The organism is Rhizobium johnstonii 3841 (assembly GCF_000009265.1).
Lineage (GTDB): Bacteria > Pseudomonadota > Alphaproteobacteria > Rhizobiales > Rhizobiaceae > Rhizobium > Rhizobium acaciae.
Genome location: NC_008380.1, coordinates 3,688,755 through 3,715,749, shown reverse-complemented (window position 1 = coordinate 3,715,749; position 26,995 = coordinate 3,688,755). Strand labels below are relative to the sequence as shown.

At 60.3% G+C, this 26,995-nt stretch carries 25 protein-coding genes; 13 read left to right on the top strand and 12 right to left on the bottom strand.

Annotation, left to right across the window (positions count from 1 at the left end):
• The first annotated feature begins 157 nt into the window (after positions 1 to 157).
• Positions 158 to 1,072, top strand: coding sequence for an HD-GYP domain-containing protein (locus RL_RS18220; protein WP_011653011.1), 915 nt, complete (start codon positions 158 to 160; stop codon positions 1,070 to 1,072).
• Positions 1,073 to 1,257: 185 nt separating this feature from the next.
• Here the strand turns inward: RL_RS18220 and RL_RS18215 are convergent, their stop codons facing one another.
• From RL_RS18215 to RL_RS18190, 6 genes are all read right to left on the bottom strand, one after another.
• A complete protein-coding gene (locus tag RL_RS18215) occupies positions 1,258 to 2,583 on the bottom strand; it encodes an aspartate aminotransferase family protein (RefSeq protein ID WP_018243099.1) in 1,326 nt (441 codons plus the stop codon).
• A gap of 354 nt (positions 2,584 to 2,937) precedes the next feature.
• Positions 2,938 to 3,255, bottom strand: a complete 318-nt coding sequence (locus RL_RS18210) for an ArsR/SmtB family transcription factor (RefSeq protein ID WP_003541857.1) — start codon at positions 3,253 to 3,255, stop codon at positions 2,938 to 2,940.
• A 115-nt stretch (positions 3,256 to 3,370) separates the two neighbouring features.
• The gene (locus tag RL_RS18205; RefSeq protein WP_011653009.1) at positions 3,371 to 4,120 is read right to left on the bottom strand and encodes a HugZ family protein; all 750 of its coding nucleotides are present in this window, start codon (positions 4,118 to 4,120) and stop codon (positions 3,371 to 3,373) included.
• A 31-nt stretch (positions 4,121 to 4,151) separates the two neighbouring features.
• A complete protein-coding gene (gene choV, locus RL_RS18200; RefSeq protein WP_011653008.1) occupies positions 4,152 to 5,204 on the bottom strand; it encodes a choline ABC transporter ATP-binding protein in 1,053 nt (350 codons plus the stop codon).
• The gene (gene choW / locus RL_RS18195; RefSeq protein ID WP_017961531.1) at positions 5,201 to 6,046 is read right to left on the bottom strand and encodes a choline ABC transporter permease subunit; all 846 of its coding nucleotides are present in this window, start codon (positions 6,044 to 6,046) and stop codon (positions 5,201 to 5,203) included. The genes choV and choW overlap by 4 nt, the downstream gene beginning before the upstream one ends.
• 68 nt (positions 6,047 to 6,114) lie before the next feature.
• A complete protein-coding gene (locus RL_RS18190; RefSeq protein WP_011653006.1) occupies positions 6,115 to 7,074 on the bottom strand; it encodes a choline ABC transporter substrate-binding protein in 960 nt (319 codons plus the stop codon).
• A gap of 236 nt (positions 7,075 to 7,310) precedes the next feature.
• On the opposite strand from RL_RS18190, the gene RL_RS18185 reads away from it, so the two are divergent.
• The 3 genes from RL_RS18185 (at position 7,311) to RL_RS18175 (ending at position 10,343) form a co-directional block, all read left to right on the top strand.
• Positions 7,311 to 7,913, top strand: a complete 603-nt coding sequence (locus tag RL_RS18185) for a thymidine kinase (protein ID WP_011653005.1) — start codon at positions 7,311 to 7,313, stop codon at positions 7,911 to 7,913.
• A gap of 76 nt (positions 7,914 to 7,989) precedes the next feature.
• The gene (locus RL_RS18180) at positions 7,990 to 9,063 is read left to right on the top strand and encodes a hypothetical protein (RefSeq protein ID WP_041936416.1); all 1,074 of its coding nucleotides are present in this window, start codon (positions 7,990 to 7,992) and stop codon (positions 9,061 to 9,063) included.
• A gap of 149 nt (positions 9,064 to 9,212) precedes the next feature.
• Complete coding sequence (locus RL_RS18175; protein WP_011653003.1) at positions 9,213 to 10,343, top strand: DUF2333 family protein; 1,131 nt, start codon at positions 9,213 to 9,215, stop codon at positions 10,341 to 10,343.
• Positions 10,344 to 10,354: 11 nt separating this feature from the next.
• Here the strand turns inward: RL_RS18175 and RL_RS18170 are convergent, their stop codons facing one another.
• Both RL_RS18170 and RL_RS18165 read right to left on the bottom strand, forming a co-directional pair.
• Positions 10,355 to 10,816 carry a PAS domain-containing protein gene (locus RL_RS18170; protein WP_011653002.1) on the bottom strand — a complete coding sequence of 154 codons (462 nt, stop codon included), beginning with the start codon at positions 10,814 to 10,816 and terminating at the stop codon, positions 10,355 to 10,357.
• Between the two features lie 46 nt (positions 10,817 to 10,862).
• Positions 10,863 to 11,588 (bottom strand): helix-turn-helix transcriptional regulator, encoded by a 726-nt coding sequence (locus RL_RS18165; RefSeq protein ID WP_041936415.1) that lies wholly within the window; start codon positions 11,586 to 11,588, stop codon positions 10,863 to 10,865.
• A gap of 480 nt (positions 11,589 to 12,068) precedes the next feature.
• Between RL_RS18165 and RL_RS18160 the strand changes: the two genes are divergently transcribed.
• Positions 12,069 to 13,751 (top strand): hypothetical protein, encoded by a 1,683-nt coding sequence (locus tag RL_RS18160; RefSeq protein ID WP_011653000.1) that lies wholly within the window; start codon positions 12,069 to 12,071, stop codon positions 13,749 to 13,751.
• Between the two features lie 85 nt (positions 13,752 to 13,836).
• Here the strand turns inward: RL_RS18160 and RL_RS18155 are convergent, their stop codons facing one another.
• On the bottom strand, positions 13,837 to 14,367 hold the full coding sequence (locus RL_RS18155; protein WP_011652999.1) for a TIGR00645 family protein: 531 nt from the start codon (positions 14,365 to 14,367) through the stop codon (positions 13,837 to 13,839).
• A gap of 258 nt (positions 14,368 to 14,625) precedes the next feature.
• Here RL_RS18155 and RL_RS18150 point away from each other — a divergent pair, with 258 nt between their 5' ends.
• Positions 14,626 to 16,305, top strand: a complete 1,680-nt coding sequence (locus RL_RS18150; protein WP_011652998.1) for a formate--tetrahydrofolate ligase — start codon at positions 14,626 to 14,628, stop codon at positions 16,303 to 16,305.
• A 25-nt stretch (positions 16,306 to 16,330) separates the two neighbouring features.
• Here RL_RS18150 and RL_RS18145 read toward each other — a convergent pair whose 3' ends face one another.
• Positions 16,331 to 16,513, bottom strand: a complete 183-nt coding sequence (locus RL_RS18145; RefSeq protein WP_011652997.1) for a hypothetical protein — start codon at positions 16,511 to 16,513, stop codon at positions 16,331 to 16,333.
• A 90-nt stretch (positions 16,514 to 16,603) separates the two neighbouring features.
• On the bottom strand, positions 16,604 to 17,617 hold the full coding sequence (locus tag RL_RS18140) for an extensin-like domain-containing protein (protein ID WP_011652996.1): 1,014 nt from the start codon (positions 17,615 to 17,617) through the stop codon (positions 16,604 to 16,606).
• Positions 17,618 to 17,826: 209 nt separating this feature from the next.
• On the opposite strand from RL_RS18140, the gene RL_RS18135 reads away from it, so the two are divergent.
• The 6 genes from RL_RS18135 to queF all read left to right on the top strand — a co-directional run bounded on the left by RL_RS18135 (position 17,827) and on the right by queF (position 25,117).
• Positions 17,827 to 20,076 carry a TonB-dependent hemoglobin/transferrin/lactoferrin family receptor gene (locus RL_RS18135; RefSeq protein ID WP_011652995.1) on the top strand — a complete coding sequence of 750 codons (2,250 nt, stop codon included), beginning with the start codon at positions 17,827 to 17,829 and terminating at the stop codon, positions 20,074 to 20,076.
• 265 nt (positions 20,077 to 20,341) lie between these two features.
• Entirely contained in the window at positions 20,342 to 22,531 is a 2,190-nt protein-coding gene (locus RL_RS18130) for an anthranilate synthase (RefSeq protein ID WP_011652994.1), read from the top strand.
• A 127-nt stretch (positions 22,532 to 22,658) separates the two neighbouring features.
• Entirely contained in the window at positions 22,659 to 22,898 is a 240-nt protein-coding gene (locus RL_RS18125; protein ID WP_003541831.1) for a hypothetical protein, read from the top strand.
• A gap of 15 nt (positions 22,899 to 22,913) precedes the next feature.
• Positions 22,914 to 23,585: a DUF2161 domain-containing phosphodiesterase gene (locus RL_RS18120; protein ID WP_011652993.1), complete on the top strand. Its 672-nt coding sequence runs from the start codon at positions 22,914 to 22,916 to the stop codon at positions 23,583 to 23,585.
• A 153-nt stretch (positions 23,586 to 23,738) separates the two neighbouring features.
• A complete protein-coding gene (gene emfA, locus RL_RS18115) occupies positions 23,739 to 24,653 on the top strand; it encodes a CDF family cation efflux transporter EmfA (RefSeq protein WP_003541827.1) in 915 nt (304 codons plus the stop codon).
• Entirely contained in the window at positions 24,653 to 25,117 is a 465-nt protein-coding gene (gene queF / locus RL_RS18110; RefSeq protein ID WP_003541825.1) for a preQ(1) synthase, read from the top strand. The genes emfA and queF overlap by 1 nt, the downstream gene beginning before the upstream one ends.
• Positions 25,118 to 25,307: 190 nt before the next feature.
• Here the strand turns inward: queF and RL_RS18105 are convergent, their stop codons facing one another.
• On the bottom strand, positions 25,308 to 26,081 hold the full coding sequence (locus tag RL_RS18105; protein WP_011652991.1) for a DUF2076 domain-containing protein: 774 nt from the start codon (positions 26,079 to 26,081) through the stop codon (positions 25,308 to 25,310).
• 232 nt (positions 26,082 to 26,313) lie between these two features.
• Between RL_RS18105 and RL_RS18100 the strand changes: the two genes are divergently transcribed.
• Entirely contained in the window at positions 26,314 to 26,898 is a 585-nt protein-coding gene (locus tag RL_RS18100) for an ATP-dependent Clp protease proteolytic subunit (RefSeq protein WP_003541822.1), read from the top strand.
• Positions 26,899 to 26,995: the final 97 nt, after the last annotated feature.

The following is a 26,995-nucleotide window of genomic DNA, read 5'->3' as shown; positions in this document are numbered from 1 at the left end:
CGTGAAACTCTTCGTCTTTCTGAATAGTCGAATTCGATTTCGAGATTAACACTTGATTCTACCAATTAGAGTAGAATCATTGTTCGTGCATATATTGCTGCGATGCAAAAGAGCGGTCGATAATAAACAGAGAGATATTTCAGGAACAGAGATCTGGATGCTCAAGCGTATCGAAGCCAGACAGGTGCGCAACGGAATGTTTGTGGAGGCGATCGAGGGTGCATGGCAGGACCCTCTTCTGTCCAAGCGAAGATTTTTGCTGCGCCGTGAAGTCGATGCCCTGAAGCTTCGCAAGAGCGGCATTGAAGGTGTTGTCATCAACACCAGCAGGGGCCTCGACATCGACGGTCTGCCAGGCGGCAATGTCGAGATCGACACCAAGGCGGCACGCGAGACCATCCAGAAATCCGTGCAGGTCCTGGAAAGCGTTTTCGGCCGGCTCCAGCATGGCGATGGGATCGGTTTCGATCAGGTGGCGCCGGTGATTTCCTCGGTCTCCAAGTCGATGGATGACAATCCGACTGTCTTTCTGAGCGTTACGCGTTTGAAATCCAAGGACGAAGTGACGTTTCTGCATTCGCTTTCGGTGAGTGCGCTGATGATCCTTTTCGCCCGTCATCTCGGACTTGACGAGACGACCGTGCAGATGCTCGGCACGGCAGGATTGCTGCACGACGTCGGCAAGCTGGAAATTCCGCTCGAGATACTCAACAAGGAAGGGCGCCTGGACGAGGACGAGATCAAGATGATCCGCGATCATCCGGAGAAGGGGCACGCAATCCTGTCACGCCAGGAAGGCATGCCGGAGATCGTTCTCGACGTCTGCCTCAACCATCACGAGCGTATCGACGGCAAGGGCTACCCCCGCAGGCTTTCGGAGGCGCAGGTCAGCTTCCATGCGCGTCTTGCTGCGATTTGCGACGTCTATGACGCCATGACCTCCGTGCGGCCGTACAAGGCGCCATGGAGTGCGAGCCAAGCACTGAAATGGATGCTTGGCAATGAAGGGCAATTCGATCGCCGGCTCCTGAAGAAATTCGCCCTCTGCCTTTCGGTCGCCGCCGTGACCTGAGGCCTATCGGTCTTCCCAACAAAGGGCCTGCGTGGATTTACAGCGCCACGCGTCTTTTCAGACGCGCAAAGGACGCTGTAACACTTTGAATTGCTGCATAATTTTATCCTTAAATCGATCCCGATTTAAGGAATTATGCCGGAGATCCGCCGCAGGCCGTGATGCCGGAAGTCTTCAGAGCTTTCTCAGATGTTGTTCTGCAGGATGGTCCGCAGCTTGCCGAAGAGTTCGTCGATGTGGTGCTTCTCGATGATCAGCGGCGGGGAGAGCGCGATGATATCGCCGGTGGTGCGGATCAGCAGGCCGCTTTCATAGGCTTTCAGGAAAGCGGTGAAGGCGCGCTTGGTGGGCTCGCCGGCGATCGGGTCGAGTTCGATGGCGCCGATCAGGCCGGTGTTCCTGATGTCGATGACATTGGGGCAGTCCTTCAGCGAATGCAGCGCGTCGGCCCAGTAGTCGGAAAGCTCGGCGGCGCGTGTCAGTAGCCCCTCTTCCTTGTAGGTGTCGAGCGTGGCGAGTGCGGCGGCGGAGGCGATCGGGTTGCCGGAATAGGTGTAGCCGTGGAAGAACTCGATCATGTGCTCCGGGCCGTTCATGAAGGCATCATGGATCTCGGAGGTGACGAAGACGGCGCCCATCGGAATGACGCCGTTGGTCAGTCCCTTGGCGGCGGTGATCATGTCGGGCTTGACGTCGTAATATTGCGCGGCAAAGGGGGCGCCGAGGCGGCCGAAACCGGTGATGACCTCGTCGAAGATCAGAAGGATGCCGTGTTTGGTGCAAATCTCGCGCAGCTTCTGCAGGTAGCCCTTCGGCGGGATCAGGACGCCGGTGGAGCCCGCCACCGGCTCGACGATGACGGCGGCGACGGTGGAGGCGTCATGCAGGGTGACGATACGCTCGAGCTCGGTGGCGATGTCGCCGCCATGCTCGGGCTCGCCGCGGGTGAAGTTGTTCTTGCCGGGCTGGTGGGTGTGCGGCATGTGATCGACGCCGGTCAGCAGCGTGCCGAACATCTTGCGGTTGGTGACGATGCCGCCGACGGAGATGCCGCCGAAATTGACGCCGTGATAACCGCGCTCGCGGCCGATCAGGCGGAAGCGTGATCCATTGCCCTTCACGCGATGATAGGCGAGCGCCACCTTGAGCGCGGTTTCGACGGATTCGGAACCGGAGTTGGTGTAGAGAACGTGGTTCAGGCCTTCAGGGGCAATGTCGACCAGGCGGTTCGCCAGTTCGAAGGCCTTGGGATGGCCGAGCTGGAAGGCCGGCGCGTAATCGAGTTCGCCGGCCTGCTCGCGGATCGCTTCAGTGATCTTCGGGCGGCAGTGGCCGGCATTGACGCACCAGAGGCCAGCCGTGCCGTCCAGCACCTGACGGCCGTCATGGGTCGTATAGTACATGTCCTTGGCGCCGACGAACAAACGCGGCTCCTTCTTGAACTGGCGATTTGCCGTAAACGGCATCCAGAAGGCGCGAAGATCGTTCGGTGCATTGAGGCGATTGGACATGCTGTTCTCCTGGCCGCCGACGGCCCTTTCCCGGGGCTTCACGCCCATATTTTTACTGCCCGGTCAAATTATCAGGGCTTCCCAAGGCGTCAACGGGAAAAGTCCCAGAGCTCTCCTCACAGGAGGCTCAAGCTGCTTCGATCGATCACGGGGCGAGCGCTTCGGCGCGGTCGGGCTGCAAATTCCTTCCCCGCCGGTGAAAGGAGCAGAAAGGCCAGGGCTTTCAAAGGCGCGACCGGCAAATCGGAAGATTTGCCGGTCGCCATAAGGTTCAGGTGCTGAAATATCGTTGCCAAGCCTCCGGGAACATCCCCTTCAGCAGGACATCGGCCGACATTCATGTCAGCGCTATCATCAAGCGGCGGATCTATTTCTGTTCTGCACGAGGTAGATGTCTTCGAGCGTTGCCAGGATCTTCATGACCGGCTCTGAGGTGCTCGAATAGTAGATGGTTTGTGCGTCCCGGCGGGTCTTGACCAGCTTTTGAGCGCGCAGTTTCGACAGGTGCTGTGAAAGAGCCGACTGGCTGAGCCCGACCTGCGTCGCAAGCACGCCGACGGCCACTTCGCCCTTCACGAGGCTACACAGGATCAGCAATCTCTTCGGATTGGCCATGGCCGATAATAAAGCTGCCGCCACGGTCGTGTGATCGGCCAAATCAGAGGTTTCCATATGTTATCTTCCTAATGCGAAACGTACATCAAACGTGTTGGCGCAGGGCGCCAGCCGGGATTTTGACTGACACCAAAAGCTACCAACTAGGCTCGAAGATTGTATATACCTAAATTTAAGGTATCGAGTATGCTATTTTAGACATGTTTGAACAAATGTGATTGGCATCCACAGCGAGGGTTTCGAACTCGTATCGCAGCAGGAAGTCGCCGGAAATCATATCGAAACCTGAGGAATCGATACCACAAATGCGCCAAGGACCCGATTCTGGCGCCTTTAGCCTGATAGCGAGGGCTTCGGCTATATCGGGATGGCGTTCTACTAAATCTCGCACTGTCTCTGCCGCCTCGGTGGCGATCGCCTCATTCGCCGCCGACTGGATTACGAGATCATTCCCATCGAGCTGGTAGGCGCGGCCGAAACCGCCATTGAGGCTGGCCTGTTCCGGCTTGAGACGAAAGAACAGGAAATCAGGAAAGTCGATATAAAGCTTCGCCTTGGTGTGGCGAGCGAGAAAACGCGTGCGGATACGCTCGTAGAATGCATTGCTGCGCTCGACGGGTTCTGCCAGGCACTGGGTCGTCAGACGAGGATAGGCGAGGGGATCGCCCTTGCCGGGCTCGCCGGTCAAGAGCGAGGCGTGCGGGTCTCTGGCGAGCGCCCTGGTATGGGCCGACAGCTGCGAAACCAGGATGACCGGCGTGCCGTCGATATCGGTAGCGACGAGCACGCGGCTGGCGGAGGGAAAGCCGGTCTCGGGGTCGAGAACGGCAATCGCCGCGTGCCGGGCGGAGCGCAGAAGCACGCGGGCGAGCTTGCGGGCGTCGTCGTCGGTTTCGCGTAAGGGCGAGGGCTGATCTTTCATATCCGCTTTGTGACAAAGCGGAGGGAAAACATCAAGCTTCCTCCTTGCGGCGATGGCGGGTGAGGCCGGCAACGATATCCTGGGCCGAGATGGTGCCGACGATCGCACCGTTCTCGACGATGCCGATACTGCCCGGCTGGCGGGCAAGGGCATCGAGGATATCGATGAGCGGGGTCGCGGCGCGGGCGGTGGCGCTGACGCTCATGCCGGCGGCAGTCTGGCCGAGGCCTGGCTGCATGACGTCGGCCGCCGTCAGCATGTTGATCGGATTGAGGTTCTGCACGAAATCGGCGACATACTGGTCTGCGGGGTTCTTGACGATGTCGTCCGGCGTCCCGCACTGGATGATGCGGCCGCTCTCCATGATGGCAATGCGATTGCCGATGCGGAAAGCCTCGTCGAGATCGTGGCTGACGAAGAGGATGGTCTTCTTCAGCCGCCGCTGGAATTCCAGGAGCTCATCCTGCAGGCGGGTGCGGATCAATGGGTCGAGCGCCGAGAACGGCTCGTCCATGAGCAGAATCGGGGCGCCGGTGGCAAAGGCGCGGGCGAGCCCGACACGCTGCTGCATGCCGCCGGAAAGCTCGTTGACCTTGCGATCGGCCCATTTCGTCAGGTTGACGAGTTCAAGCTGTTCGCCGACGCGGAGCTTGCGTTCGGCTTCCGGCATGCCGGCGAGCTCGAGACCGAAGCCGACATTGTCGGCGACTGTGCGCCAGGGCAGGAGGGCGAATTGCTGGAACACCATGGAGACTGTGTGAGTGCGCAGCTCGCGTAGCGCCTTGGCATTGCATCTATAGGGGTTGACGGGGCCGGTGGCCGCCGAGACCGCGACATCGCCACGCACCACGGGAGCGAGCCCGTTGACGGCGCGCAGGAGCGTCGACTTGCCGGAGCCGGAAAGACCCATCAGCACCAGGATCTCGCCTTCCTCGATCGTCAGCGAGGCGTTGGCCACACCGAGCACCAGACCGGTGGCGGCGCCGATCTCGTCGCGCGTTTTGCCCTGGTCTACCATGGCAAGCGCGGTTTCCGGCCGATCGCCGAAGACGATGCTGACATTGTTAAAGCTTACCGCGGTCATGCAGCGCCTCCTTCACCCGCGGTGCGGAACATCCGGTCGAGAATGATTGCCAGGATGACGATGCAGAAGCCCGCCTCGAAGCCCTTGGCGATATTGACGGTGTTCAGCGCACGGACGACGGGCACGCCAAGCCCGGGAGCGCCGACAAGGGCGGCGATGACGACCATCGACAGCGACAGCATGATGGTCTGGGTGAGACCCGCCATGATCTGCGGCGTGGCGAAGGGAAGCTCGATCTTGCGCAGCACCTGTATCGGCGTCGCGCCGAAAGCGACGGCGGCTTCGACGAGGGACGGCGGCGTCGAGATGATGCCGAGGCGCGTCAGCCGGATCGGGGCGGGGATTGCGAAGATGACGGTCGCGATCAGGCCCGGCACCATGCCGAGGCCGAACAGGATGAGCGCCGGGATCAGATAGACGAATGTCGGTATGGTCTGCATGAGATCGAGCACCGGGCGCATGGCAGCATAGACCCAAGGGCGGCGGGCGGCGGCAATGCCGAGTGGAATACCGATCACCATACAGACGAAGGTGGCGGCGAGCACGAGGGCGAGCGTCTCCGTCGTTTCCTTCCAATAGTCCTGGTTCACGATCAGCAGCAGCCCGAGACAGGTGAAGACGGCAACCGCGATCGACCGGCGCAGCCAAAAGGCGATGGCGGTGATGGCCGCGATGACGATCAGCGGATGGGGCTTCTGCAGCACGAAGAGCAGGCCGTCTATGGCGCTCGACAGCAGGAAGGCGATCTGGTTGAAGAACCATTCGCCGTTCGAGGTCAGCCAATCCACGAAGGATTTGGCCCAGGGGCCAACGGGAATCTTAAATTCGGTGATCCAATTCAAGGGCGCGCCCATCCAGAAAACAACAATCGGATAAAAATGAAACGGGGCGGCGTGCCGCCCCGTTCGTATCATCTGAGGCCGAGGCCGGTCTTGGCGGCCGCGAGAGCTTCGCCCTTGCCGTCGCGGGTCTTGACGCCCGCGAGCCACGGCTCGAGTGCTGCGGGGTTGGCCTTCAGCCATTCGGAAGCCGCAGCTTCCGGTTCCTTGCCGTCGTTGAGAATCTTGCCCATGATCTGGTTCTCCATGTCGAGGGAGAACGTCAGGTTCTTCAACATCAAGCCGACATTCGGGCATTCGTCGAGATAACCGGCACGGACATTGGTGAAGACCTTGGCGCCGCCGAAGTCGGGGCCGAAGACGTTGTCGCCGCCTGTGAGGTAGGTCAGCTTGAAGTTGGTGTTCATCGGATGGGGTTCCCAGCCGAGGAAGACAACGGGCTTGCCCGCTTTGTCGGCACGGGCGACCTGGGCGAGCATGCCCTGCTCTGAGGACTCGACGACTTCCAGATCCTTGAGGCCGAACTCGTTCTTCTCGATCATGTCCATGACGAGGCGGTTGCCATCATTGCCAGGCTCGATTCCGTAGATCTTGCCGTCGAGATCGTCCTTGTGGGCGGCAATGTCCTTGAAGTCCTTGATGCCGAGCTCGGCGCCTTTAGCATTGGTGGCGAGCGTGTATTTGGCGCCGACGAGGTTGGGGCCGAAGGATTCGACCGACTTATCGTCGATATAGGGACGGACGTCCTTTTCCTGCGTCGGCATCCAGTTGCCGAGGAAGATGTCGATGTCCTTGTTCTTCAGCGACGTGTAGGTGACCGGGACCGAGAGAACCTTGACGTCGGCCTCATAGCCGATGCTCTTGAGGATCACGGATGCGGTGGCGGTGGTGGCGGTGATATCCGTCCAGCCGACGTCCGCGAAGCGGACGGTAGTGCAGTTGTCAGGGTCTGCGGCGAAGGCGGCGGTCGCAACGGAGAGGGCGGCGACGGCAGTTGCGGTAACGAGTTTGAACGTGCTTGTTGTTTTCATTTTAGACTCCCAGTCTTTAAGTTCCCAAGCCAACCATCAATAACCGAGTTTGACAAGCGACCTCAGTGCGTTTGCGCCGTATCGACCCATGCGATTGCGACGTCCGCGGATTTTTTGGCAATGCCTTGTTTTCGGGGCTTTCAGCGGTTTTCGAGCCGGATTCCTGTGATTATTGCTCACTCAGGGCTTTTCTTTGCCATTCCGAGCTTTCAATAAGCCGATCAAGGAGAAATCGGATGGCAAAACTCTATTTCAACTACTCGACGATGAACGCCGGCAAGTCGACGATGCTGCTGCAGGCCTCCTATAATTACCAGGAGCGCGGCATGCGCACGGTGCAACTGATCGCAGCCTTCGACGAGCGCGCGGGCCGAGGCGTCATCGGCTCGCGGATCGGGCTGGAGGCGAGCGCCATTCCCTTCGAGCCGCATGAGGATCTGTTCCGGTTGGTCGCGACGCTGAGCGGCGAAGGGGCGCCGATTTCCTGCATCTTCGTCGACGAGGCGCATTTCATGACGCCTGTCCATGTCTGGCAGCTTGCTCGCGTCGTCGACAGGCTCGGCATCCCTGTGATGGTCTACGGGCTGAGAACCGATTTCCAGGGCAAGCTGTTTCCGGCCTCGCAGGAACTGCTTGCGATCGCCGACGAAATGCGCGAGGTGCGCACGATCTGCCATTGCGGGCGCAAGGCGACGATGGTTGTGCGGCTCGACGCGGAAGGAAAAGTATTGCACGAAGGCGCGCAGATCGATGTCGGCGGCAACGAGAAATATGTCTCGCTCTGCCGCAGGCACTGGGACGACGCGATGAACGGTACCTGGATCGCCGAGCCGGTCTGAAGACGGCGACGCTGCCTGTTTTCTTTGGCGCCGCAAGCGACTAGCTTGGGGGCAGGAGATTCCCTGGAGAGGCTTGGTGCGCAAACCCCCGCCATTCGACAGCCAGTATGAAGCCGCAAGCAGCCTTGCCGAAAGGATTGCGGCCGAGGGAGGCTATTGCGTGGCCGCGATCGGCGCCTTCAGCGGCGACGAAACACGATCGGTCGACGAGGTCTTCCTCGAGCAGAATACCCGCTTCCAGGTCCATATCGCCGATGCTGCGGCGCTCGACGCCCAACTGGCCAGGCTGGTCTTTTGCCTCGATCGGTTGACGGCCGAGGTTTCAGCCGATCTCGACAGTTTCCGGGGGCTGACGCTGCGCGAGAAGATGGCCGGCTGGGTGTCGCGCCAACGGATGTGGCGCATGTATACCAAACGCGTGCGCGAGGCGCCCGTCATCGAGCGGCTGCTTGACCTTTTGACGAAATCGGACGCGCTCGCCAGGCTGATCTCCGGCCAGCGCGCCGCGCTCACCGAACGGCACAAGGCCGCCGAACTCAGCCTTGTCGATATCGTCGAGCAGCGGCGACGGTTGGTCGTTTCCATCGACATCGCCCGCCTCAAGATGAAGGAGCTCAATGCCAAGGCGCTGACGACGCAAGGCCGTATCGGCGTCTATGGCAACAGGGCTCATTGGGAGCAGATGGAGGCGGAACGGCGGGCGCTGAAGGCGGAGGCCGAGCGGATTTCCGCCGGGGAGCACGAGATGCGCGACGACAGCCAGCGGCGCGAGCGCTTCATCGGCCTGTTCCAGGCCTTTGTTGATTCGCTGAACGGCCGGATCGCCGCCTGCAGCGCGCTGCTGCGCAAGCTGCTGATCGACGTGGAAGAGCGGCTGATCATCTATCAGGCGCAGGTCGATACCGACCGGCCGGGCATGAAGGTGAGGATCAAGCCGGAACTCTTTCCTGATATCGCCGCACCGATTAGGCTGTTCGAGAAGGGCATGCTGGTCGCCCAGGATCTGGAGCGGCGCAAGAGCCGCGCCGATCTCGAATTTGCCAGAAGGTTTCCGACCTATGCCGAACCGCCGCCGGAAACATCGGGAGCGCCTCTGATCGACACGGCGCGCAGGTCTTTCCGTTTCAGCCTGCCTTTCCTGCGCTCCTGACCAGCAGGGGCGAGGCAATACCCTCTTGCGCAATGCTTTCATTCCGAAAAATCGAAGGGCTCGTGTTGTGCTCGGCCCATCGAGCGCATATGTGGGATGCAGCGGGGCGGCAATGTCCCGATGTTCGCCTCGCCTGACAGGAGACGACGATGCTTGACCGGATAGCCGGTTTTTTCAGGCTGATCGGCCAGATGATCGGCCGCTGGGTTCGCCTGTTTTCCGCCTGGGCCTTCTGGCCCTTTCTTGCCGCGCACGGCTGGTATCAGCGCCGGAGCTGGATGATCCGGCTGCCGGTCATCGCTTTCGTGGCGCTGCTGATCGTGCTCTACGGTTATTTCTTCTGGCAGACGCAGGTCTGGTCGAATTTCAATACCGCTTTCGTCGACCAGTACCGGCTTTCCGAACGCAAGGTTGCCGCCGGGCAGGAAGTGCCCGCCGCCGAGGGTGCCAATGCGACGGGGCCGAAGACCTGCCAACGCTCGGCGATCATCGACGTCGCGGCCGATCTCACCGATTTCAATGTGAACCAGAACGCATGGATCTCCTCCATGCTGCTCTACAAGATGGGCTTCTTCGGCATCGACTGGGATCACACGCCCTTCCTCGACAACAAGGCGTCGTTCCAGCGCGGCGTCAACCAGGCGGTCCGGCGGACTTCGGCAGAGCTCGTCGATACGCTTGGGCGCGTGCGTGGCACGTCGGGCATTAACAATGACCTGCAGAGCGCGCGCGGCAATCTGCAGTTTGATGAAAACAGCTGGTATTTCGGGCTCAATCCCTTCGGGCCGAAAACGCCGACGCCTTCCTATTACCGCTCGGCAATCGGCAGCCTGCGCAAGTTCAACACCGATCTCGCCCTCTGCAATGTCATTTTCGACGGCCGCGCCGACAATCTGATGCAGTTCATCGACCGCATCGCCAACGATCTCGGCGGCACGTCCGACATGCTCGCGGAGCGCTCGGAAAACCACAATCGCGGCTGGTTCGACACCCGCGCCGACGACCGATTCTGGTTCGCCTATGGCCAGCTCTATGCCTACTACGCCATCCTTGCCGCCGCGCAGGCGGATTTCTCGCAGGTGGTGCAGGAACGCAATCTCGGCGCGATCTGGGGCAGCACGACGCGGCAGTTTCAGGCCGCACTGCGCATCCAGCCCGCGATCATCTCGAACGGGCGCGAGGATGGCTGGATCATGCCGAGCCATCTCGCCACCATGGGCTTCTATATTCTGAGGGTGCGCTCGAACCTCGTCGAGATCCGCTCGGTGCTTGACCGCTAAAACGTCTGGAGTCAGCGGGGTATCGTGTTGTCCTCGAAGCCGACGACACGCAGCTTCTCGACGAATTCATAGGTGATGCCGACGATGCCACCGCCGCTTTGATCGTTTCGGAAGCGGCCGACGCTGCGCACCAGCTTGTAGCCGCCAAGCCGGTTGTCGACACGATAAACGAAATGGAAGCCGACGCCATGAAGGCTCGCCTCTTCGAAGGTTTGGGCGATCAGGCTGCGATCCTCCTCGTGGATGCGCGACATCAGCTCTGTCAGGTTGACAGGGCCGTCGCTGTAGGAGAGGCCGAAGATCGCGTGGACATCCTCGCTTGCAAAGAAATGTCCTGTCTCGATGTCGATACGCCAGAAGCCGAAAAGACGATAGGCAGCAAGCATCTGGACGACTTCCACATCGGTGATGCCGATGTGAGCGCGGGATTGCTCTGTCTTGTCAATAACGGGCTGTTCGAAGTGAAGAGGCACGATTCCCCCAGATCACGGGACGACGTGCCGACTCTCTTCCGATTCCTCAGTTGATCAGCTTCAATCGAATTGCCTTAGCTACCAACTGGGTGCGGTTGACGCAATCGAGTTTTTTGATCGCGTTCGTCATATAGGCGTTCACCGTATGGTCCGAGAGCGTGAGGATCTGGCCGATTTCGATCGAGGTCTTGCCCTGGGCCGTCCAGCGCACAACTTCTAGTTCTCGGTTCGACAGCGCGTTATGCGCGCATTCCTCGTTGCGCTTGACTGCATTGTATGCATCGAGTGCATGGAGAATGATCATTACCAGCTCGTTGATCTCGCTCTGGCCGAGTGCGGCGCGCTCGCCGCAGAACCAAAAGACCAAGCGCTGGCCGTCGGCTGCAGTGGTCGGCATGGCAACGCCTGCCGGTATGGCATGGCGCAGCATCAGGGCACGAAGTTCGGCGGGAAAGGCCTGACCATTGGAGGCGTCGTTGAGGTGCCAGGCCGGCGGCACGGCAGACGCTCTTAACCTTACGCCGAAAGGGCAGCCGCGCATCATGTGGGCACGGTCGAAATCCCTGACATAGGCGGCCGGAAGCGAGCTCTCGATCAGCAGGGGTTTCAAGAGAAGATCTTCCGGGGAGGGGGCGTGCATCAGCGTCGCATGCGACAATCCGAAGGCTGTAGAGATCCTGCCAAGCGCCTGTGCAAACAGGCTGCGCGTTCGTGCGGTCGAAAGTTCTGCCGAAAGCAATGACTGTCTTTCAGAGGCAGTCATGTAAGACATTTGTACGCCCCCGGCAGCCCAATGTTACCGCTATCAAATACAGAAAATCGGCGGGATGCTAGTCCCAATTGACCTAACGCAAGCCGATTCATTCGAATTGTGAAAAATTAGCCACAGTAGTTCGCGCTTCGGTTGAGTTTCGACTTGCAAAAATAGCGTAGCGGTACCTCAGAGTTCTTTTATGGCGGCACTGCGATGGTCTTGCGCAGCCGGGCAAGGAGAGAATCACTGGGGAGGGTTTCGGGGGAAGAACTCGGGTCTCTCCGGCACGGGCGCAAAGGCGGTGGACTGGTTTTACCTGCAGCGCTTTACGCTTGAGCAGGTGAACTGCGTGAACGTGGCCGCAGCGGGTCGCTGTTTCAGCCTAAATGCGGTGAAAGAACAGAGATAGGAAGGATGGCAGCAGGCGGCGAAATCCGACTTGCTGGCAGTCAATCCAATTGCTAAGCGTATGCTCAGTACAACTGAGGCAATTTAATCGTGCGCTTTGCAATTTCCTTTTTGGTGAAGTGTCTATTTTCCAGATTATTACTTGTTTTTCTCCTTTTGACCTTGCCGATCGGCGCGGCAACCTCGCAGGCCGCCGGGGAGAAAAAGGCAGCGCATCCCCCGATGAATTTCATCCTCGTGCGTAGTCTTCTCTGCCAGGAAAACTGTCCGGAATGGATATCGGCGGAGGGGCGTATAACGTCCGATACGCCCGCGCGGCTGAGAAAAATACTCAAGAAGATCGGTGGCCGTAAATTGCCTGTCGTTTTCCGTTCCGAAGGCGGCGACGTCGATGCCGCCTATGCGATGGGCCGGATGATCCGCAAGGCCGGGCTGGAAACGGCGGTCGGCGGCACGCGGCTCAAAGATTGCCCGGTTGGGGATACGCGCTGCCAAGCCGCTATTGCCAAGGACGGTAGCGCGGTCGGTTACACCTATTCGTCAGGTGCATACTGCTTTTCTGCGTGTCCGCTGGCGTTGGCGGGCGGTGTGTCGCGTGTCTCGTCGCAATGGGCCTTTGTCGGCGTCCACCAGATCACCACTGTCTACAACAAGGTGCGTGTTTCCTATCGCATTGAATACAAGATCGTGAATGGCAAGAAGAAGGAAATCTCCCGCAAGGAGGTTGGACGCAAGGTGGCGGGGCAGAGCAGTTCCACCAAACTTGGAAAGAAGGCTACCGCTGCTTTGACGGCCTATTTGAAGGAAATGGGCGTCAGCGCAGATGTGATCGGTCTGATGATGAGCGCCACGCCTGACAACATCAATATCGTACCGGCTACGGAGGCACTTCGAACAGGTCTCATCACGGACATGTTGTCCTACAATGAGTGGCCCGGCATGCCGCTCTGCGCCCCAGATGCAGTGGCCGAGGCTGTCTGTCACAGCCATCCGGTAGTCGAAGCCCCTGTGGTGGCCAAGGCGCCTGTATCTCCAGCCCCTGTGCAGGATGCGGCCGCAGAGACAAGCGAGAAACTGCCGAAAACCCAGCCGATGGACTTCCTCCTGATGTCCAATGGCAACTGCCGGGAAGAGTGCACGCAGTGGATCTCTGCGGATGGAGACATCACGCCGGATACGCCGGCTCGGCTGGAGGCGATGTTGGCGACGCTCGGCGAAAGAAAACTGCCGATCGTCCTTCAATCCAATGGCGGGGACATGGATGCGGCTTTCGCGATGGGGCGTATGATCCGTGCTGCAGGTCTGGAGACCTCGATTGGCAGAACGCAGTTGCCGAATTGTCCAAAGCTGGATCCGCGTTGCAAAGCCAGCATCGCCAAAAGCGGACTGACCGAGGGCGAAGTCTTTGCCGGCCGTGCGTACTGCCTTTCGAGCTGTACTCTTGTCCTGATGAGCGGAACGCCGCGGATTGTCGGATATTCCTCGATCGGCCTCGTCAGGCCCACGACGGCAGAATATACGAGATTTTCCGCTTATTTCGACGAGATGGGCGTCAATGCCGAGACATACGAGACGGTGATGCCCGCCACATCAACTGAGCGAGGGAGGATCATAGTTCCTTCTCAGGCGCTCGAGCTTGGCATCGTCAATGGTATCATCCCTTATGATGAAGAGCCCGGCTTGCATGTCTGTGGGCCGGAGGCGAAGGAAAGCCTTCGATGCCCCAGAGAAGCTGAGGCAGAGATCGTTCCTGTTGCTGCTTCGGCCGATTGATCTCAGGACGCGAAACAAGCATAGCTCGGCGTTTTGCGTCGGGCTGCTGCTTGTTCAAGCTCCGAAGGCGCCTCTGTGTCGCCTGTCAATCCTTATCCTTCAGATCATTTTTCGACGTGACGCTCATCAGCTTCTCGAGGAAGCCGAGCATGACGGCGGAGGCGACGAAGGCGAGGTGCATGAGGGTAAGCCACATGATCTTGCCGTCCTCGTATTGATCGGCGTTGAGAAAGACCTGCAGCAGATGGATGGAGGAGATGGCGACGATCGAGGAGGCGACCTTGATCTTCAGGCTGCCTGAATCGAGCTTGCCGAGGAAGGAGACTTCGCTGTCGGCCTCGTCGGCCTCGTCGAAGCGGCTGACGAAATTCTCGTAGCCCGAGATCATCACCATGACGATCAGGCTTGCGACGAGGGCCGCGTCGATCAGGCTGAGCATGGCAAGGATCATCCCAGCTTCGTCCAGCACGAAAACGCCGGCGGCAATCTTCAGAAGCTTGTAGCCGAAGGAAACGGCATAAATGGCGAGCGCCAGCACCAGGCCGATATAGAAGACCACGAGGATCCAGCGGCTCGACAGGATGATGCGCTCGACGAAGATTTCCAATGCTTTCATGTCTTCACCCTAAGAAGCCGCAATCGTTGACCGCCACATAAACGCCTAGCGCATCGACCCGAAAATCGAAACCGATTTTCGGGTCGATGCGAGGATTGAAAGTGTTACAGCGTCCTTTGCGCGTCTGAAAGACCCGCGGCGCTGTAAGCGTGGCGGTGGCAAGGCGCAGCACTATTCACACCCCGCCGATATTTCGCTATCTCGATGAAGAGAAAAACAACGACTCCGCTTCCGCGGAGGTCGGACGGGGGAACATCCATGCCATCAATCAAATCCGATATCGAAATCGCGCGCGCCGCGGCCAAAAAGCCGATCTTCGAAATCGGGGCGAAACTGGGCATTCCGGTCGAGCAGCTCGTTCCCTATGGTCACGACAAGGCGAAGGTCAGCGCCGAGTTCATCGCCGCGCAAGCGGGCAAGAAGGATGGCAAGCTGATCCTCGTCACCGCGATCAATCCGACGCCGGCGGGCGAGGGCAAGACGACCACCACGGTCGGGCTCGGCGATGGGCTGAACCGGATCGGCAAGAAAGCCGTTGTCTGCATCCGCGAGGCCTCGCTCGGCCCTTGCTTCGGTGTCAAGGGCGGAGCGGCTGGCGGCGGTTATGCGCAGGTCGTGCCGATGGAAGACATCAACCTGCATTTCACCGGCGACTTCCATGCGATCACCTCGGCACACAATCTGCTGGCGGCGATGATCGACAACCACATCTACTGGGGCAACGAAGAGAATATCGACATCCGCCGCATCACCTGGCGGAGAGTGATGGACATGAACGACCGGGCGCTCAGAAGCATGGTCTTATCGCTCGGAGGCGTCGCCAACGGCTTCCCGCGCCAGGGCGGGTTCGACATCACCGTCGCCTCCGAGGTGATGGCGATCCTCTGCCTTGCCACCGATCTCAAGGATCTGGAGCGGCGGCTCGGCGACATTATCATCGGCTATCGTTTCGACCGAACGCCGGTGCATGCGCGCGACCTGAAAGCCGACGGCGCCATGGCGGTGCTCTTGAAAGATGCGATGCAGCCGAACCTGGTGCAGACGCTGGAGAATAATCCGGCCTTCGTGCATGGTGGCCCCTTCGCCAATATCGCTCATGGCTGCAACTCGGTGACGGCGACCAAGACGGCGCTGAAGCTTGGCGACTATGTGGTGACGGAAGCGGGCTTCGGCGCCGATCTCGGGGCGGAGAAATTCTTCGACATCAAGTGCCGCAAGGCGGGGCTGAAGCCGGATGCGGCGGTCATTGTCGCGACCGTCCGAGCGCTGAAAATGAATGGCGGGGTGAAGAAGGACGATCTCGGCACGGAGGATGTCGCGGCGCTGAAAAAGGGCTGCGCCAATCTCGGCCGGCACGTCGCCAATGTGCGCCGATTCGGCGTGCCCGTCGTCGTCGCGATCAACCATTTCGTTTCGGATACCGACGCCGAGATCGCGGCGGTCAAGGAATTTGTCTCGAGACTCGGCGCCGAGGCGATTCTCTGCCGCCACTGGGCGCTGGGTTCGGCCGGCATCGAGGACCTGGCGCACAAGGTGGTGGAACTGGCCGAATCCGGGCAGGCGAAATTCCAGCCGCTTTACGGCGACGACCTTTCGCTGTTCGAGAAGATCGAGATCGTCGCCTCGAAGATCTATCACGCCGGCGAGGTGACGGCCGACAAGGCGGTGCGCGACCAGTTGCAGACATGGGAGGAGCAGGGTTACGGCAAGCTGCCGATCTGCATGGCGAAGACGCAATATTCCTTCTCCACCGATCCGAACCTGCGCGGCGCGCCGGAAGGCCACATCGTCACCGTGCGAGAGGTGCGGCTTTCGGCGGGAGCGGGCTTCGTCGTCGCCATCACCGGCGAGATCATGACGATGCCGGGCCTCCCGAAATCACCGTCGGCGGAACGGATTTTCCTGAACGACCAGGGTTATATCGAGGGATTGTTCTGATCCGGTGATGGCTTGGCTGGCTGTCTCAATAGACGAAGACGATGGCTTTTCTCCCGTCGGGACCGATGAGCAGCCAGAGGACCAGCCGTTCCAAAGTGCCTGTCAGCAACACTCCTACGGCAAGGAACCAATGCAGTTTGCCGGTAATGACGAATCCAATGCCCAAGAAAACGAGAGCCAAGATCGCGTAACATGCGATGATCCTCATTCGCGGTGAGCCCTTCCATTGACATTCTGCAGCTTCGATTTGGGTACCTCGGCCCTCGATTCAAGCGTGAAGCGCAACTCTTTGAAATGACTAATGGCAATAACGATAGCCGCCCTTCCTCTCGATGACGTCGAGATGGAAATGGGTTTCGTGGGCGGCGTCGCTTTCGGGGTCGAGGACGGTGGTGAAATAGAGGCAGCCGGCGGCGCTGACGGTGCGCTGGAAGGCGCCGGTCAGCGTCGAATCCTCGCGGCGGGAGCGGACGGCGACATCCTCGCCCTTTTCGAAATGGAAGCTCGCAATATCGATGGCGTTGCCGCGGGCATGTTCGGAGATCTTGCCGGTTCCGGCGCCGTTGCGCAGGCGGCACATATAGGACGTTGCCTGGTTGACGGTCGTGATGCGGCCCTGCTCCGGCAGGGCGGCGGAAGCCGCCGGGATGACGCTGTCCTTCATCCAGCGGGCAAGGGCGAGTGCCGCCGGGCAGCGCATCGTCGCCTCCGGCTTCAGTTTGATGCCGGGCAGGGCTTCGGAGACGATGATCGGCTTGTCGACGCCGCAGCCGTTACCGTCGTCGATGCGCGGCGTGTCCTTAAAGACGACGCCCAGGGCCTGGAGCGCGGCCGTGCATTCGGCATGCTCGGCATCGCTTTCGGGCTCAATCGTCAGATCCTGCTCTTCCAGTGTCTGCTCGCCGGGCGGCTTACCTTCTTCCGTCGGCGACTGCGAGCTTTCGGGGCTGCCCGGCGGTCGTGGCGGACCTTGCATCGGCTCTGCCGGCCCGGGCTTTGACGGTGCGGCCTGCGGGGCTGGCGGCTGGCTCGATGCCGGTGCCTCCGGATCCTTTAGATCGGGTTTCGGCTGAGGGGCCGGGACCTCTTCGGGCGCGGGCGGTTCCGCCTTTTCCGAGGACGGGGAGGTGGGGTTGGTCGCCTGCCCGGCATCTGGCCGAGGTTCGGGCATCGGGCCTTGCGGGGGCAGGCGGGCGCCGGCAAGAAAGGCGGTAGCGGCGAAAAGGATCGCCAATGTCGAAAGTTTTCTCAACGCGTCCGATTCCTCGTATCCGTGGCTAAAGACAACGCATGAGGGCGTTTTTCGTTGCAATTGTGCAACGTCATTGAAGATCGCTAAAACATGATAGATATATTCAACATAAAACGATGACTTATGTTGACAATGCTACTCATGTTTTTTATGCGGCGAAAAGAAGGCGGAATTCTGCTCCGCCTTCATCCGTAAAAGCCCAGCCAGCCCCTCGAGCGTGCGACACGCCACGACCAGCCAGCCCGGTAATCATCATTAGAGGGTAGGTTATGATCGTCCGGCATTGGCGCTCGGTTCTATTGGTCTGCACGGCAGCCACAGTTGTTCTTCCTGGTTCGCAGTCTTTCGCGCAAAGCGCTACGGCAGCCACGCCGCAGGCCACGGCGCAGGACAGCACCGTCCTGCAGAAGATCGTCGTCAAGGGCAAACGCGTGGCGCCGGGCAGCGTCGCCGACACGCCGCTGGCGACCGAGATCACTGCCAAGCAGCTCGAAGAAAAGCAGGTCACCAATTTTGACGATATCGGCCGCAGCGTCGATGCCGGTGTGAATTATTCACGCGGCGACGCGGGCTTCACCCTGCGCGGCCTTTCCGGCGCTCGCATCCTGACCACGATCGACGGCATTCCGATCCCTTATATTTCGAACAGCTCGCGCCAGGGTGCCTTTGCGCCGGCCAACGCCAACGGCGGCGGCGACACCTTCGATTTCGATTCACTGTCCTCGCTCGATATCGTGCGCGGCGCGGATTCGAGCAAGGGCGGTTCGGGCATGCTCGGCGGCGCCATCGTTCTCAATACGCTGGAGCCGGAGGATCTTATTCCCGAAGGCCGGGATTGGGGTGCGATCGTCAAGTCGACCTATGACAGCGAAGACCGCAGCATTTCCGGCTCGGCCGCCGCTGCCAAGAAGATCGGCAACACGTCGATCCTGTTTCAGGGTGGCTATCGGAAGGGGCACGAACGCGACAACATGGGCGACAATGACAGCTATGGTCGTTTCCGCACCGAGGCGGATCCGGCTGATTTCGATCAGCATAATCTGCTCTTCAAGCTGCGTCAGGAGCTGGAGGGTGGCCACCGCATCGGTCTGACTGCCGAGCGTTTCCGTCGTGACCTGCAGACTGATCTGCGTGAACAGCAAGGTACCGGACGCACTTATATGATCGACAATTACGACGGTCGCGAACTGCGTGATCGTGATCGTGTGTCGCTCGATTATGATTATGAAGCGCAGTCTTCCGATGCGTTCTTCAGCAGTGCGCGCGCCACGCTCTATTGGCAGGACTTGAAGAAGGAATCCGGCAGCAAGGGGCGTACCGCGGCGAATGTGGCCTATGGCCGTAACAACGAGATTGAAAACGAAACCTGGGGCTTCAGCGGCACCGCAACGAAGGATTTTGAATATTCCGGTCTCAGCCACTCCGTTCGTATTGGCCTCGACGTCGGCGTTTCCAGCTGGAGCCAGTATAGCTGGGCACTTTGCCCCACACCAACGACCTGCCCGTCGCTGAACAATCAGGCGGAAGTGCCCAATGTCGACAGCCAGAATCTTGGGCTGACATTCGAAGACAAGATCGAAATCGGCAATACCGGCTTCGCGCTGACACCCGGCTTCCGCTTCGACTGGTTCAACTACAATCCCTCGACCGGCGGGAGTTTCGCAAGCAATACCGGGCTTACCCGTTTCGGGGACCTGAACGACCGAACGGAAGCCAGCCTATCACCGAAGATTCTCGCGACATACGACCTGACGCCTGACGTGCAGCTCTACATGCAGCTGGCAGTCGGCTTCCGCGCACCCACCGTGGACGAACTCTACAGCCGCTTCTACAACCCGACGGGCCGCTACGCCCAGCTCGGCAATCCCGATCTGGAACCCGAAATCGGCCGCGGCGTCGAAATCGGCGCTAATTTTGACACGGGCGATTTTACCGGTCGGGTCGCGGCCTTCCACACCCGCTACCAGAATTTTATCGAGACGGTGACGAGCGTCGACGCGACCGGCTTTACGGAGTTCAACTACACGAACGTGTCTGCGGCCACGATCTCGGGTATTGAAGCCAGCGCCGTCAAGACGTTCAATAACGGCATCAATCTCCATACGTCGCTTGCCTATGCCTATGGCAGGAACGAGGAAACTGCCCAGCGCCTGCGATCGGTGGCACCGTTCAAGGCGATCCTCGGTGGCGGTTGGAGCAACGAGACTTTCGGCTTCGATCTTTCTTCGACGCTTTCGGCGGGCATGCTCACTGACCATCTCAATACGCCAGTCACCAACACCACCGACACGACCTTCGATGCGCCCGGCTACGCGATCGTCGACCTGACCGGCTGGTGGACGCCGGAACAGTTGCCGGGCCTGCGCGTGCAGGCCGGCGTCTACAACATCTTCGACCAGGAATATTTCAATGCGCTGGCCGTGCGCGATGTCAACCTGATCTCGACGGCGTCGCAGCCGCGCGATTGGTATTCCGAACCCGGCCGTACCTTCAAGATCTCGTTGACCAAGACCTTCTGATCGCTAGCACGTCTTCAAGGCTGGGGAGGGGCGGCTTTCGGGTCGCCCTTTTTCATTCCCACAATCGCCTCTTGCGCAATGGCTGATCTCAGGCTAACAATTTTCTCATGATCAAGTCATTGAACATTGCTGTTTGGTGGTGGGTTCGCTAAGGCGGCCTCGACCAATCGTGTCCAAAGACGACGAGTGAGCCGCCCGAAACTTCGAGGCGGCTTTTTTTGTTTATGGCCGCCTGTCGTCCGGGCCCCGATAACGGAGTGGAACAATGGTAACGATCCTGCGGGATGATGGTGCGGAAATCTACGAGACCAAGGGCGGCATATCAGTCACGCGGCAGCGGCGGGCGATCCCCTACGGCGATGCGGTCTCTTCCTATGTTGACAAGCTCGACGAGCGCCGTGGCGCAGTGTTTTCGTCGAACTACGAATATCCGGGCCGCTATACGCGCTGGGATACCGCTGTCGTCGATCCGCCGCTCGGCATCTCTTCCTTTGGGCGCGACGTCTGGATCGAGGCCTATAATGAACGCGGCGAGGTGATCCTCGGCTTCGTGACCGAACGGCTGAAGACAGTGTCCGACATCGTGCTCGGCGCTTCCTCGGCCCGCCGCCTCGACCTCGCCGTCAAGACGCCGGACCGGGTGTTCACCGAGGAAGAACGCTCGAAGATGCCGACGGTCTTCACCGTGCTGCGCGCCGTCACCGACCTGTTTTATTCGCAGGCGGATGCGAGCCTCGGGTTCTACGGCGCCTTTGGATACGACATCGCCTTCCAGTTCGACGCGATCGATCTGAAGCTGACGCGACCCTCCGACCAGCGCGACATGGTGCTCTACCTGCCGGACGAGATCCTCGTCGTCGACAATTACGCCGCCAAGGCTTGGGTCGACCGTTACGACTTCGAAAAAGACGGCGTGACGACCGAGGGCAAAGCGGGCGATATCGCTGCCGAGCCGTTCGTACGCACCGATGCTATTCCGCCGAAGAGCGATCACCGGCCGGGCGAATATGCCGAGCTCGTCACCAAGGCAAAGGAAAGTTTCCGCAAGGGCGACCTTTTCGAAGTCGTGCCCGGGCAGAAATTCATGGAGCGCTGCGACAGCAAGCCGTCCGACATTTCAAAGCGGCTGAAGGCGATCAATCCGTCGCCTTATTCCTTCTTCATCAATCTCGGCCATCAGGAATATCTGGTCGGCGCCTCGCCCGAAATGTTCGTGCGCGTTTCCGGCCGTCGCATCGAGACCTGCCCGATTTCGGGCACGATCAAGCGCGGCGACGACCCGATCGCCGACAGCGAGCAGATCCTGAAGCTGTTGAATTCCAAGAAGGACGAGTCCGAGCTCACCATGTGCTCGGATGTCGACCGCAACGACAAAAGCCGGGTCTGCGAGCCGGGTTCGGTCAAGGTGATCGGCCGCCGGCAGATCGAGATGTATTCGCGCCTCATCCACACGGTCGACCATATCGAAGGGCGGCTGCGCGACGACATGGACGCTTTCGACGGTTTCCTCAGCCACGCCTGGGCCGTCACCGTCACCGGCGCCCCGAAGCTCTGGGCGATGCGTTTCATCGAGAGCCATGAAAAGAGCCCACGCGCATGGTATGGTGGGGCGATCGGCATGGTCGGCTTCAACGGCGACATGAACACTGGCCTGACGCTGCGCACCGTGCGCATCAAGGATGGTATCGCCGAGGTGCGCGCCGGCGCGACGCTGCTCAACGATTCCATTCCTGACGAAGAAGAAGCCGAAACAGAACTGAAGGCCTCTGCCATGCTTTCCGCCATCCGAGACGCCAAGACGGGCAATTCCGGCAGGGTCCAGCGCGACGTCGCAAGCGTCGGCAAGGGCGTCAGCATCTTGCTCGTCGATCACGAGGACAGCTTCGTCCACACGCTCGCCAATTACTTCCGCCAGACAGGGGCGACGGTTTCGACCGTGCGCACGCCGGTGCCGGAGGAAATCTTCGACCGGCTGAACCCGGATCTTGTCGTGCTGTCGCCCGGACCCGGAACGCCGAAGGATTTCGACTGCAAGGCGACGATCAAGAAGGCGCGGGCGCGCAACCTGCCGATCTTCGGCGTCTGCCTTGGACTGCAGGCGCTCGCCGAAGCCTATGGCGGGGAACTGCGCCATCTGGCGCTGCCGATGCACGGCAAGCCCTCGCGCATCCGCGTGCTGGAGCCTGGCATCGTCTTCTCCGGCCTTGCCAAGGAGGTGACGGTCGGCCGCTACCACTCGATCTTCGCCGATCCCTCGACGCTGCCGCGTGAGTTCATCATCACGGCGGAAAGCGACGACGGCACGATCATGGGTATCGAACACGCCAAGGAACCGATCGCCGCGGTGCAGTTCCATCCGGAGTCGATCATGACGCTCGGCGGCGATGCCGGGATGCGGATGATCGAAAATGTCGTGGCGCATCTGGCGCGCAAGGTGAAGACGAAAGCTGCCTGAGGATTTCGACGGTTATTCGGCCTGCCCTTTCCCCAACTGTGGGGAGGGGCAGGCCGTTTTCGAAAGGCCGGTTGACTTCTTCAGACAAATCAGAACATTTCGGGAACGATCAATCGGGATATTCGACGTGGCCAATGCTGAAAAGTTCATCGTTCTTCCCTATCGCAAGAACCGCGGCAATCTCGTCCCCGGTGAAATGCGCCAGGCATCGAACTCCGTCAGCGCGGAGAAAATCGCCTCGGCGATGTCGGAGCGTTTCGTCGGCGTGGCGGCTTATGCCGTGATCGTCGATGAGGAAACCGGGGATATGTCGTCGCCGCGATTGCTTGCACGATATGGCGAGATTGCCGATCTCAACGCCGCCTGAGGCGCGGTTTTCAATATGGAGACATCGCTCTACCTGCCGGTCAAAGCTTTCCTGGAGGCGGCGGGTTATGTCGTGAAGGGTGAGGTCGGCGGGTGCGATCTCGTGGGCCTCAGCGATGCCGAGCCGCCGGTCGTGGTGGTCTGCGAACTCAAGCTCTCCTTCAACCTCGAACTGCTTCTCCAGGCGGTCGACCGCGCGGCGATGAGCGATGAGGTCTGGATCGCGGCCCGCGTCTCCGCCAAGGGTCGAGGGCGGGAGACCGACAAACGCTATCGCGATCTCTGCCGCAGGCTCGGCATCGGCATGCTCGGTGTCTCCGATGCCGGCGAGGTCAGCATCATCGTCAGTTCCGTCTCTCCGATGCCGCGCACCAATCCCAAGCGGCGGACGCGCCTCGTCAAGGAGCATCAGCGCCGCCACGGCGATCCCGCCGTCGGCGGCAGCACGCGGGCGCCAATCATGACCGCCTATCGTCAGCAGGTGCTGCTCTGCGCCGCCGCAATCGAGCGTGGGGTCGAACGGCCGCGGGATATGAAGGCTCAGGTGCCCAACGCCGGCCGAATCCTGCTCGACAACGTCTACGGATGGTTCGAACGCAAGGAGAAGGGCGTCTACGCCCTGACGCCTGCCGGGCAGGCGGCACTCTTGCGCTGGCCGCAGACTATTCTCTCCGAGTCTGCTCCTTGAGCACGCGGAAGGGGAACCTCATTGCCCTTTGACAAATCCGCCGTCTTCCCCCATATCACCATCAACTGAACCGCCTGCGCGACATTCGCGTGGGCGGTTTTGCGTTTCAACGGCTTGAATTCTGCAATTCATTCGCAACCGCAGGGGAACGATATGAGTGATAACGGCGATCTTACGGTCCGCAAGCTGGCGATGTGGGGCATCCCGCTGTCGCTCGGCGTCATGGGACTGAAGATGGTGGCCTGGTGGGTCACTGGGTCGGTGGCGCTGCTGTCGGACGGGCTCGAATCGTCGGTCAACGTCGTTGCCGCCTTCATCGCCTTCTTCGTCATTCGCTATGCGCAGAAGCCGGCCGATCACGACCACCCCTTCGGTCATCACAAGGCGGAATATCTGTCTGCCGTCACCGAGGGCGTGCTGATCGTCGTCGCCGCCCTGCTGATCGTCAACGAGGCGGTTGGTTATCTCGCCGAGCCACGCATGCTGGATGCACCCGTGCTCGGCCTTGCGATCAACTTCGCGGCCGGTGTCATCAATGCGATCTGGGCGCGGTTGCTGATCCGGACTGGACGCAGACATCGCTCGGCAGCGCTGACGGCGGATGGCCAACATATCATGTCCGACGTCGTGACCTCCGTCGGCGTGCTCGTCGGCCTGCTGCTGGCGCTGGCAACGGGTTATGCGATCTTCGACCCGGTGCTTGCCATTCTCGTTGCCGTCAACATCCTCTATCAGGGCTGGAGGGTGATCTCGCAATCGATTGGCGGGCTGATGGACCAGGCGGTCGAACCGCAGGAGGAGGAGGCGATCAAGCAGGCGATCGCCACCCACGCGGAGGGCTCGATCGGCGTGCATGACCTGAAAACGAGGCGGGCGGGCACCGTCACCTTCATCGATTTTCACATGGTGGTGCCTGGCGGGATGTCGGTGCGGCAGGCGCATGATATATGCGACCGCCTTGAGGATGCCATCAGGGCGGTGCACGAGGGCGCCACTATCGCAATTCATGTGGAACCCGAGGGCGAAAAGGCTCACGGCATCCGCGTCAAAGTCGTCAAGGAGGCATGATGCCGAATACCGATGTTTCCAGCCTGTCGATGCTGGGTCAGCAGACCGAAACCGCGCAATCGCCGGAGGAGGCGGTGCTTGAAAAAGTGCCGTCCAACCATGCCGGCACCGATTACGTCGTGCGCTTCACCGCGCCGGAATTCACCTCGCTCTGCCCGATGACCGGGCAACCGGATTTCGCCCATATCGTCATCGACTACATTCCGGGCGAATGGCTGGTGGAATCGAAGTCGCTGAAGCTCTTCCTGCATTCCTTCCGCAATCACGGCGCTTTCCACGAGGATTGCTCGATCTACATCGCCAAGCGCATCGTCGAGCTGCTCGATCCCAGATGGCTCAGGATCGGCGCCTACTGGTATCCGCGCGGCGGCATTCCGATCGACGTCTTCTGGCAGACGGGCAAGCCGCCGGAAGGCGTGTGGCTGCCGGAACAGGGCGTTGCCACCTATCGCGGCCGTGGGTGAGCTGCGTTCGGGCGCAGCCCGAGCAATCGATCCTTCTTTCATCGCAATTCCGGACGAAAAACCGCTGGGCACTTTTTCTGGAATTGCTCTCAATCGATTGCAGCAGCGAACGTCCTGAGCCCAAGCGAAGGGCCGGGCGACGGTGCGGCAATGTAAAGCCAACTGCCGCCCACTCTTTGGCCGCTAGATCTCACACATCCGTAACGTCGTCGCCGGACGAGTCGTCAGTGGAATCGTCGCCGTCGTCGTAATCGGCCTGCTGGATATTGTCGTTGTCCTTGTCGTCTGACGCGGTATCAGCGGCCTGGCGGGTGTCGTCGTTGCCGTAGTAATTGTTGATGACGGTTTCCTCGGTCGGTGCGCTGGCATTGCCGAAAGGATTGGCGCCGAAGGGCGAGCCCCAGCCGAGCGAGGACATGTGGTTGCCGAAGATACCGCTCAGCGAATTGGCAAGCAGCATGCCACCGGCAACACCCGCCGCCGTGCCGAGCGCGCCGCGCAGGAAGCTGCCGCCGGCCGACGGCGCATAGGCCTGCTGGCTCCAGGGGCCGGTCGGCTGCTGCTGGGGCTGGCGGACATCGCGCTCGTAGCCACGGGGATCGTCATAACCGCGGGACTGCTGGCCCCAGGGGCCAGGATTGGAGGGAACTGGGGCCGGCTGCTGCGTCTGGGTGTTGCCGAAAATCGAGCTCAGGAAACCGCCGCCCTGTTCGGCCTGGCGGTGTTCACTCTCGCCGGCTTCCAACTGGCGGACATGCTCTTCGAGTTCCTTGATGTGGTTGGCAGCCGCCTCCAGTCCCTTCTCCTGAACGATGACGGCCTGGGCCAGATAATAGGTGGCGGAGGGCTGTTCGCGCGTCGCCTGATCGATCAGGGCTTCGGCGTCGCGGTCGCGCGGTGTGGCCGCGGCGGTGCGTACGCGGTCGAAGAGGGCGGTCAGCAATTGGCGTTCTTCGGGTGACATTGTTCTGCCTCCTAATCATCTGATGCGGCGTTTGCCGCGTGAGGGCTGAGGTAGGAACCGATTTAGGCTTTTCAAAGCCTTTCGCCGTTACAATTCAGTAAGGCTTGCAGAACGGCGCGCGGCTTCTTAAGGATATCTCCATCGCTTCGGTGCCTTGTGTTTTTCCCGCATTGTTTTAGGCATTGAGTCGCACTATGTGCGAGGAACCCGAATTCATCTCCAAGAGGTTCGAATGAACGACGAAGACCAGGACGACAAGACGAAGGAACTGCCGCTCGGCAAGGAAACGGAGGCGAATCTTTTCAAGTCGCGTTCGATCTTCATCTACGGACCGATCAATCAGGAATTGGCACAGAAGGTTTGCTCGCAGCTCGTGGCGCTTGCCGCGGCCAGCGACGAGGACATCCGCATCTATGTCAATTCGCCCGGCGGCCACGTCGAATCCGGCGATTCCATCCATGACATGATCAAGTTCATCAAGCCGAAGGTCTGGATGATCGGCACCGGTTGGGTCGCCTCCGCCGGCGCGCTGATCTATGTCGCCACGCCGAAGGAGCGGCGCCTGTGCCTGCCGAACACGCGCTTCCTGCTGCATCAACCCTCCGGCGGCACGCGCGGCATGGCATCGGACATCGAAATCCAGGCGCGCGAGATCATCAAGATGAACGAGCGCCTGAACAGGATCATGGCAGCGGCCACCGGCCAGCCGCTCGACAAGATCGACAAGGATACGGATCGCGACTACTGGCTTTCGGCTGAAGAGGCGAAGGACTATGGCCTCGTTTCACGGATCGTGACGTCGCAGGCCGATATCTAAGTTTCATCAGCCAAAGCTGCCAAGAACCGCCCTTGCCTGCCGATCGCAGGTGAGGGCGTTCTGCTTTCGGATAGTGCTTGAACGGAGTTGGTCTTCC

Excerpts from the sequence above, each read along its gene's own strand:
- RL_RS18220 (WP_011653011.1), top strand. The coding sequence starts at position 158 with ATGCTCAAGCGTATCGAAGCCAGACAGGTGCGCAACGGAATGTTTGTG.
- RL_RS18215 (WP_018243099.1), bottom strand. The coding sequence starts at position 2,583 with ATGTCCAATCGCCTCAATGCACCGAACGATCTTCGCGCCTTCTGGATG.
- RL_RS18210 (WP_003541857.1), bottom strand. The coding sequence starts at position 3,255 with ATGGAAACCTCTGATTTGGCCGATCACACGACCGTGGCGGCAGCTTTA.
- RL_RS18205 (WP_011653009.1), bottom strand. The coding sequence starts at position 4,120 with ATGAAAGATCAGCCCTCGCCCTTACGCGAAACCGACGACGACGCCCGC.
- choV (WP_011653008.1), bottom strand. The coding sequence starts at position 5,204 with ATGACCGCGGTAAGCTTTAACAATGTCAGCATCGTCTTCGGCGATCGG.
- RL_RS18190 (WP_011653006.1), bottom strand. The coding sequence starts at position 7,074 with ATGAAAACAACAAGCACGTTCAAACTCGTTACCGCAACTGCCGTCGCC.
- RL_RS18185 (WP_011653005.1), top strand. The coding sequence starts at position 7,311 with ATGGCAAAACTCTATTTCAACTACTCGACGATGAACGCCGGCAAGTCG.
- RL_RS18175 (WP_011653003.1), top strand. The coding sequence starts at position 9,213 with ATGCTTGACCGGATAGCCGGTTTTTTCAGGCTGATCGGCCAGATGATC.
- RL_RS18165 (WP_041936415.1), bottom strand. The coding sequence starts at position 11,588 with ATGTCTTACATGACTGCCTCTGAAAGACAGTCATTGCTTTCGGCAGAA.
- RL_RS18155 (WP_011652999.1), bottom strand. The coding sequence starts at position 14,367 with ATGAAAGCATTGGAAATCTTCGTCGAGCGCATCATCCTGTCGAGCCGC.
- RL_RS18150 (WP_011652998.1), top strand. The coding sequence starts at position 14,626 with ATGCCATCAATCAAATCCGATATCGAAATCGCGCGCGCCGCGGCCAAA.
- RL_RS18145 (WP_011652997.1), bottom strand. The coding sequence starts at position 16,513 with ATGAGGATCATCGCATGTTACGCGATCTTGGCTCTCGTTTTCTTGGGC.
- RL_RS18135 (WP_011652995.1), top strand. The coding sequence starts at position 17,827 with ATGATCGTCCGGCATTGGCGCTCGGTTCTATTGGTCTGCACGGCAGCC.
- RL_RS18130 (WP_011652994.1), top strand. The coding sequence starts at position 20,342 with ATGGTAACGATCCTGCGGGATGATGGTGCGGAAATCTACGAGACCAAG.
- RL_RS18120 (WP_011652993.1), top strand. The coding sequence starts at position 22,914 with ATGGAGACATCGCTCTACCTGCCGGTCAAAGCTTTCCTGGAGGCGGCG.
- emfA (WP_003541827.1), top strand. The coding sequence starts at position 23,739 with ATGAGTGATAACGGCGATCTTACGGTCCGCAAGCTGGCGATGTGGGGC.
- queF (WP_003541825.1), top strand. The coding sequence starts at position 24,653 with ATGCCGAATACCGATGTTTCCAGCCTGTCGATGCTGGGTCAGCAGACC.
- RL_RS18105 (WP_011652991.1), bottom strand. The coding sequence starts at position 26,081 with ATGTCACCCGAAGAACGCCAATTGCTGACCGCCCTCTTCGACCGCGTA.
- RL_RS18100 (WP_003541822.1), top strand. The coding sequence starts at position 26,314 with ATGAACGACGAAGACCAGGACGACAAGACGAAGGAACTGCCGCTCGGC.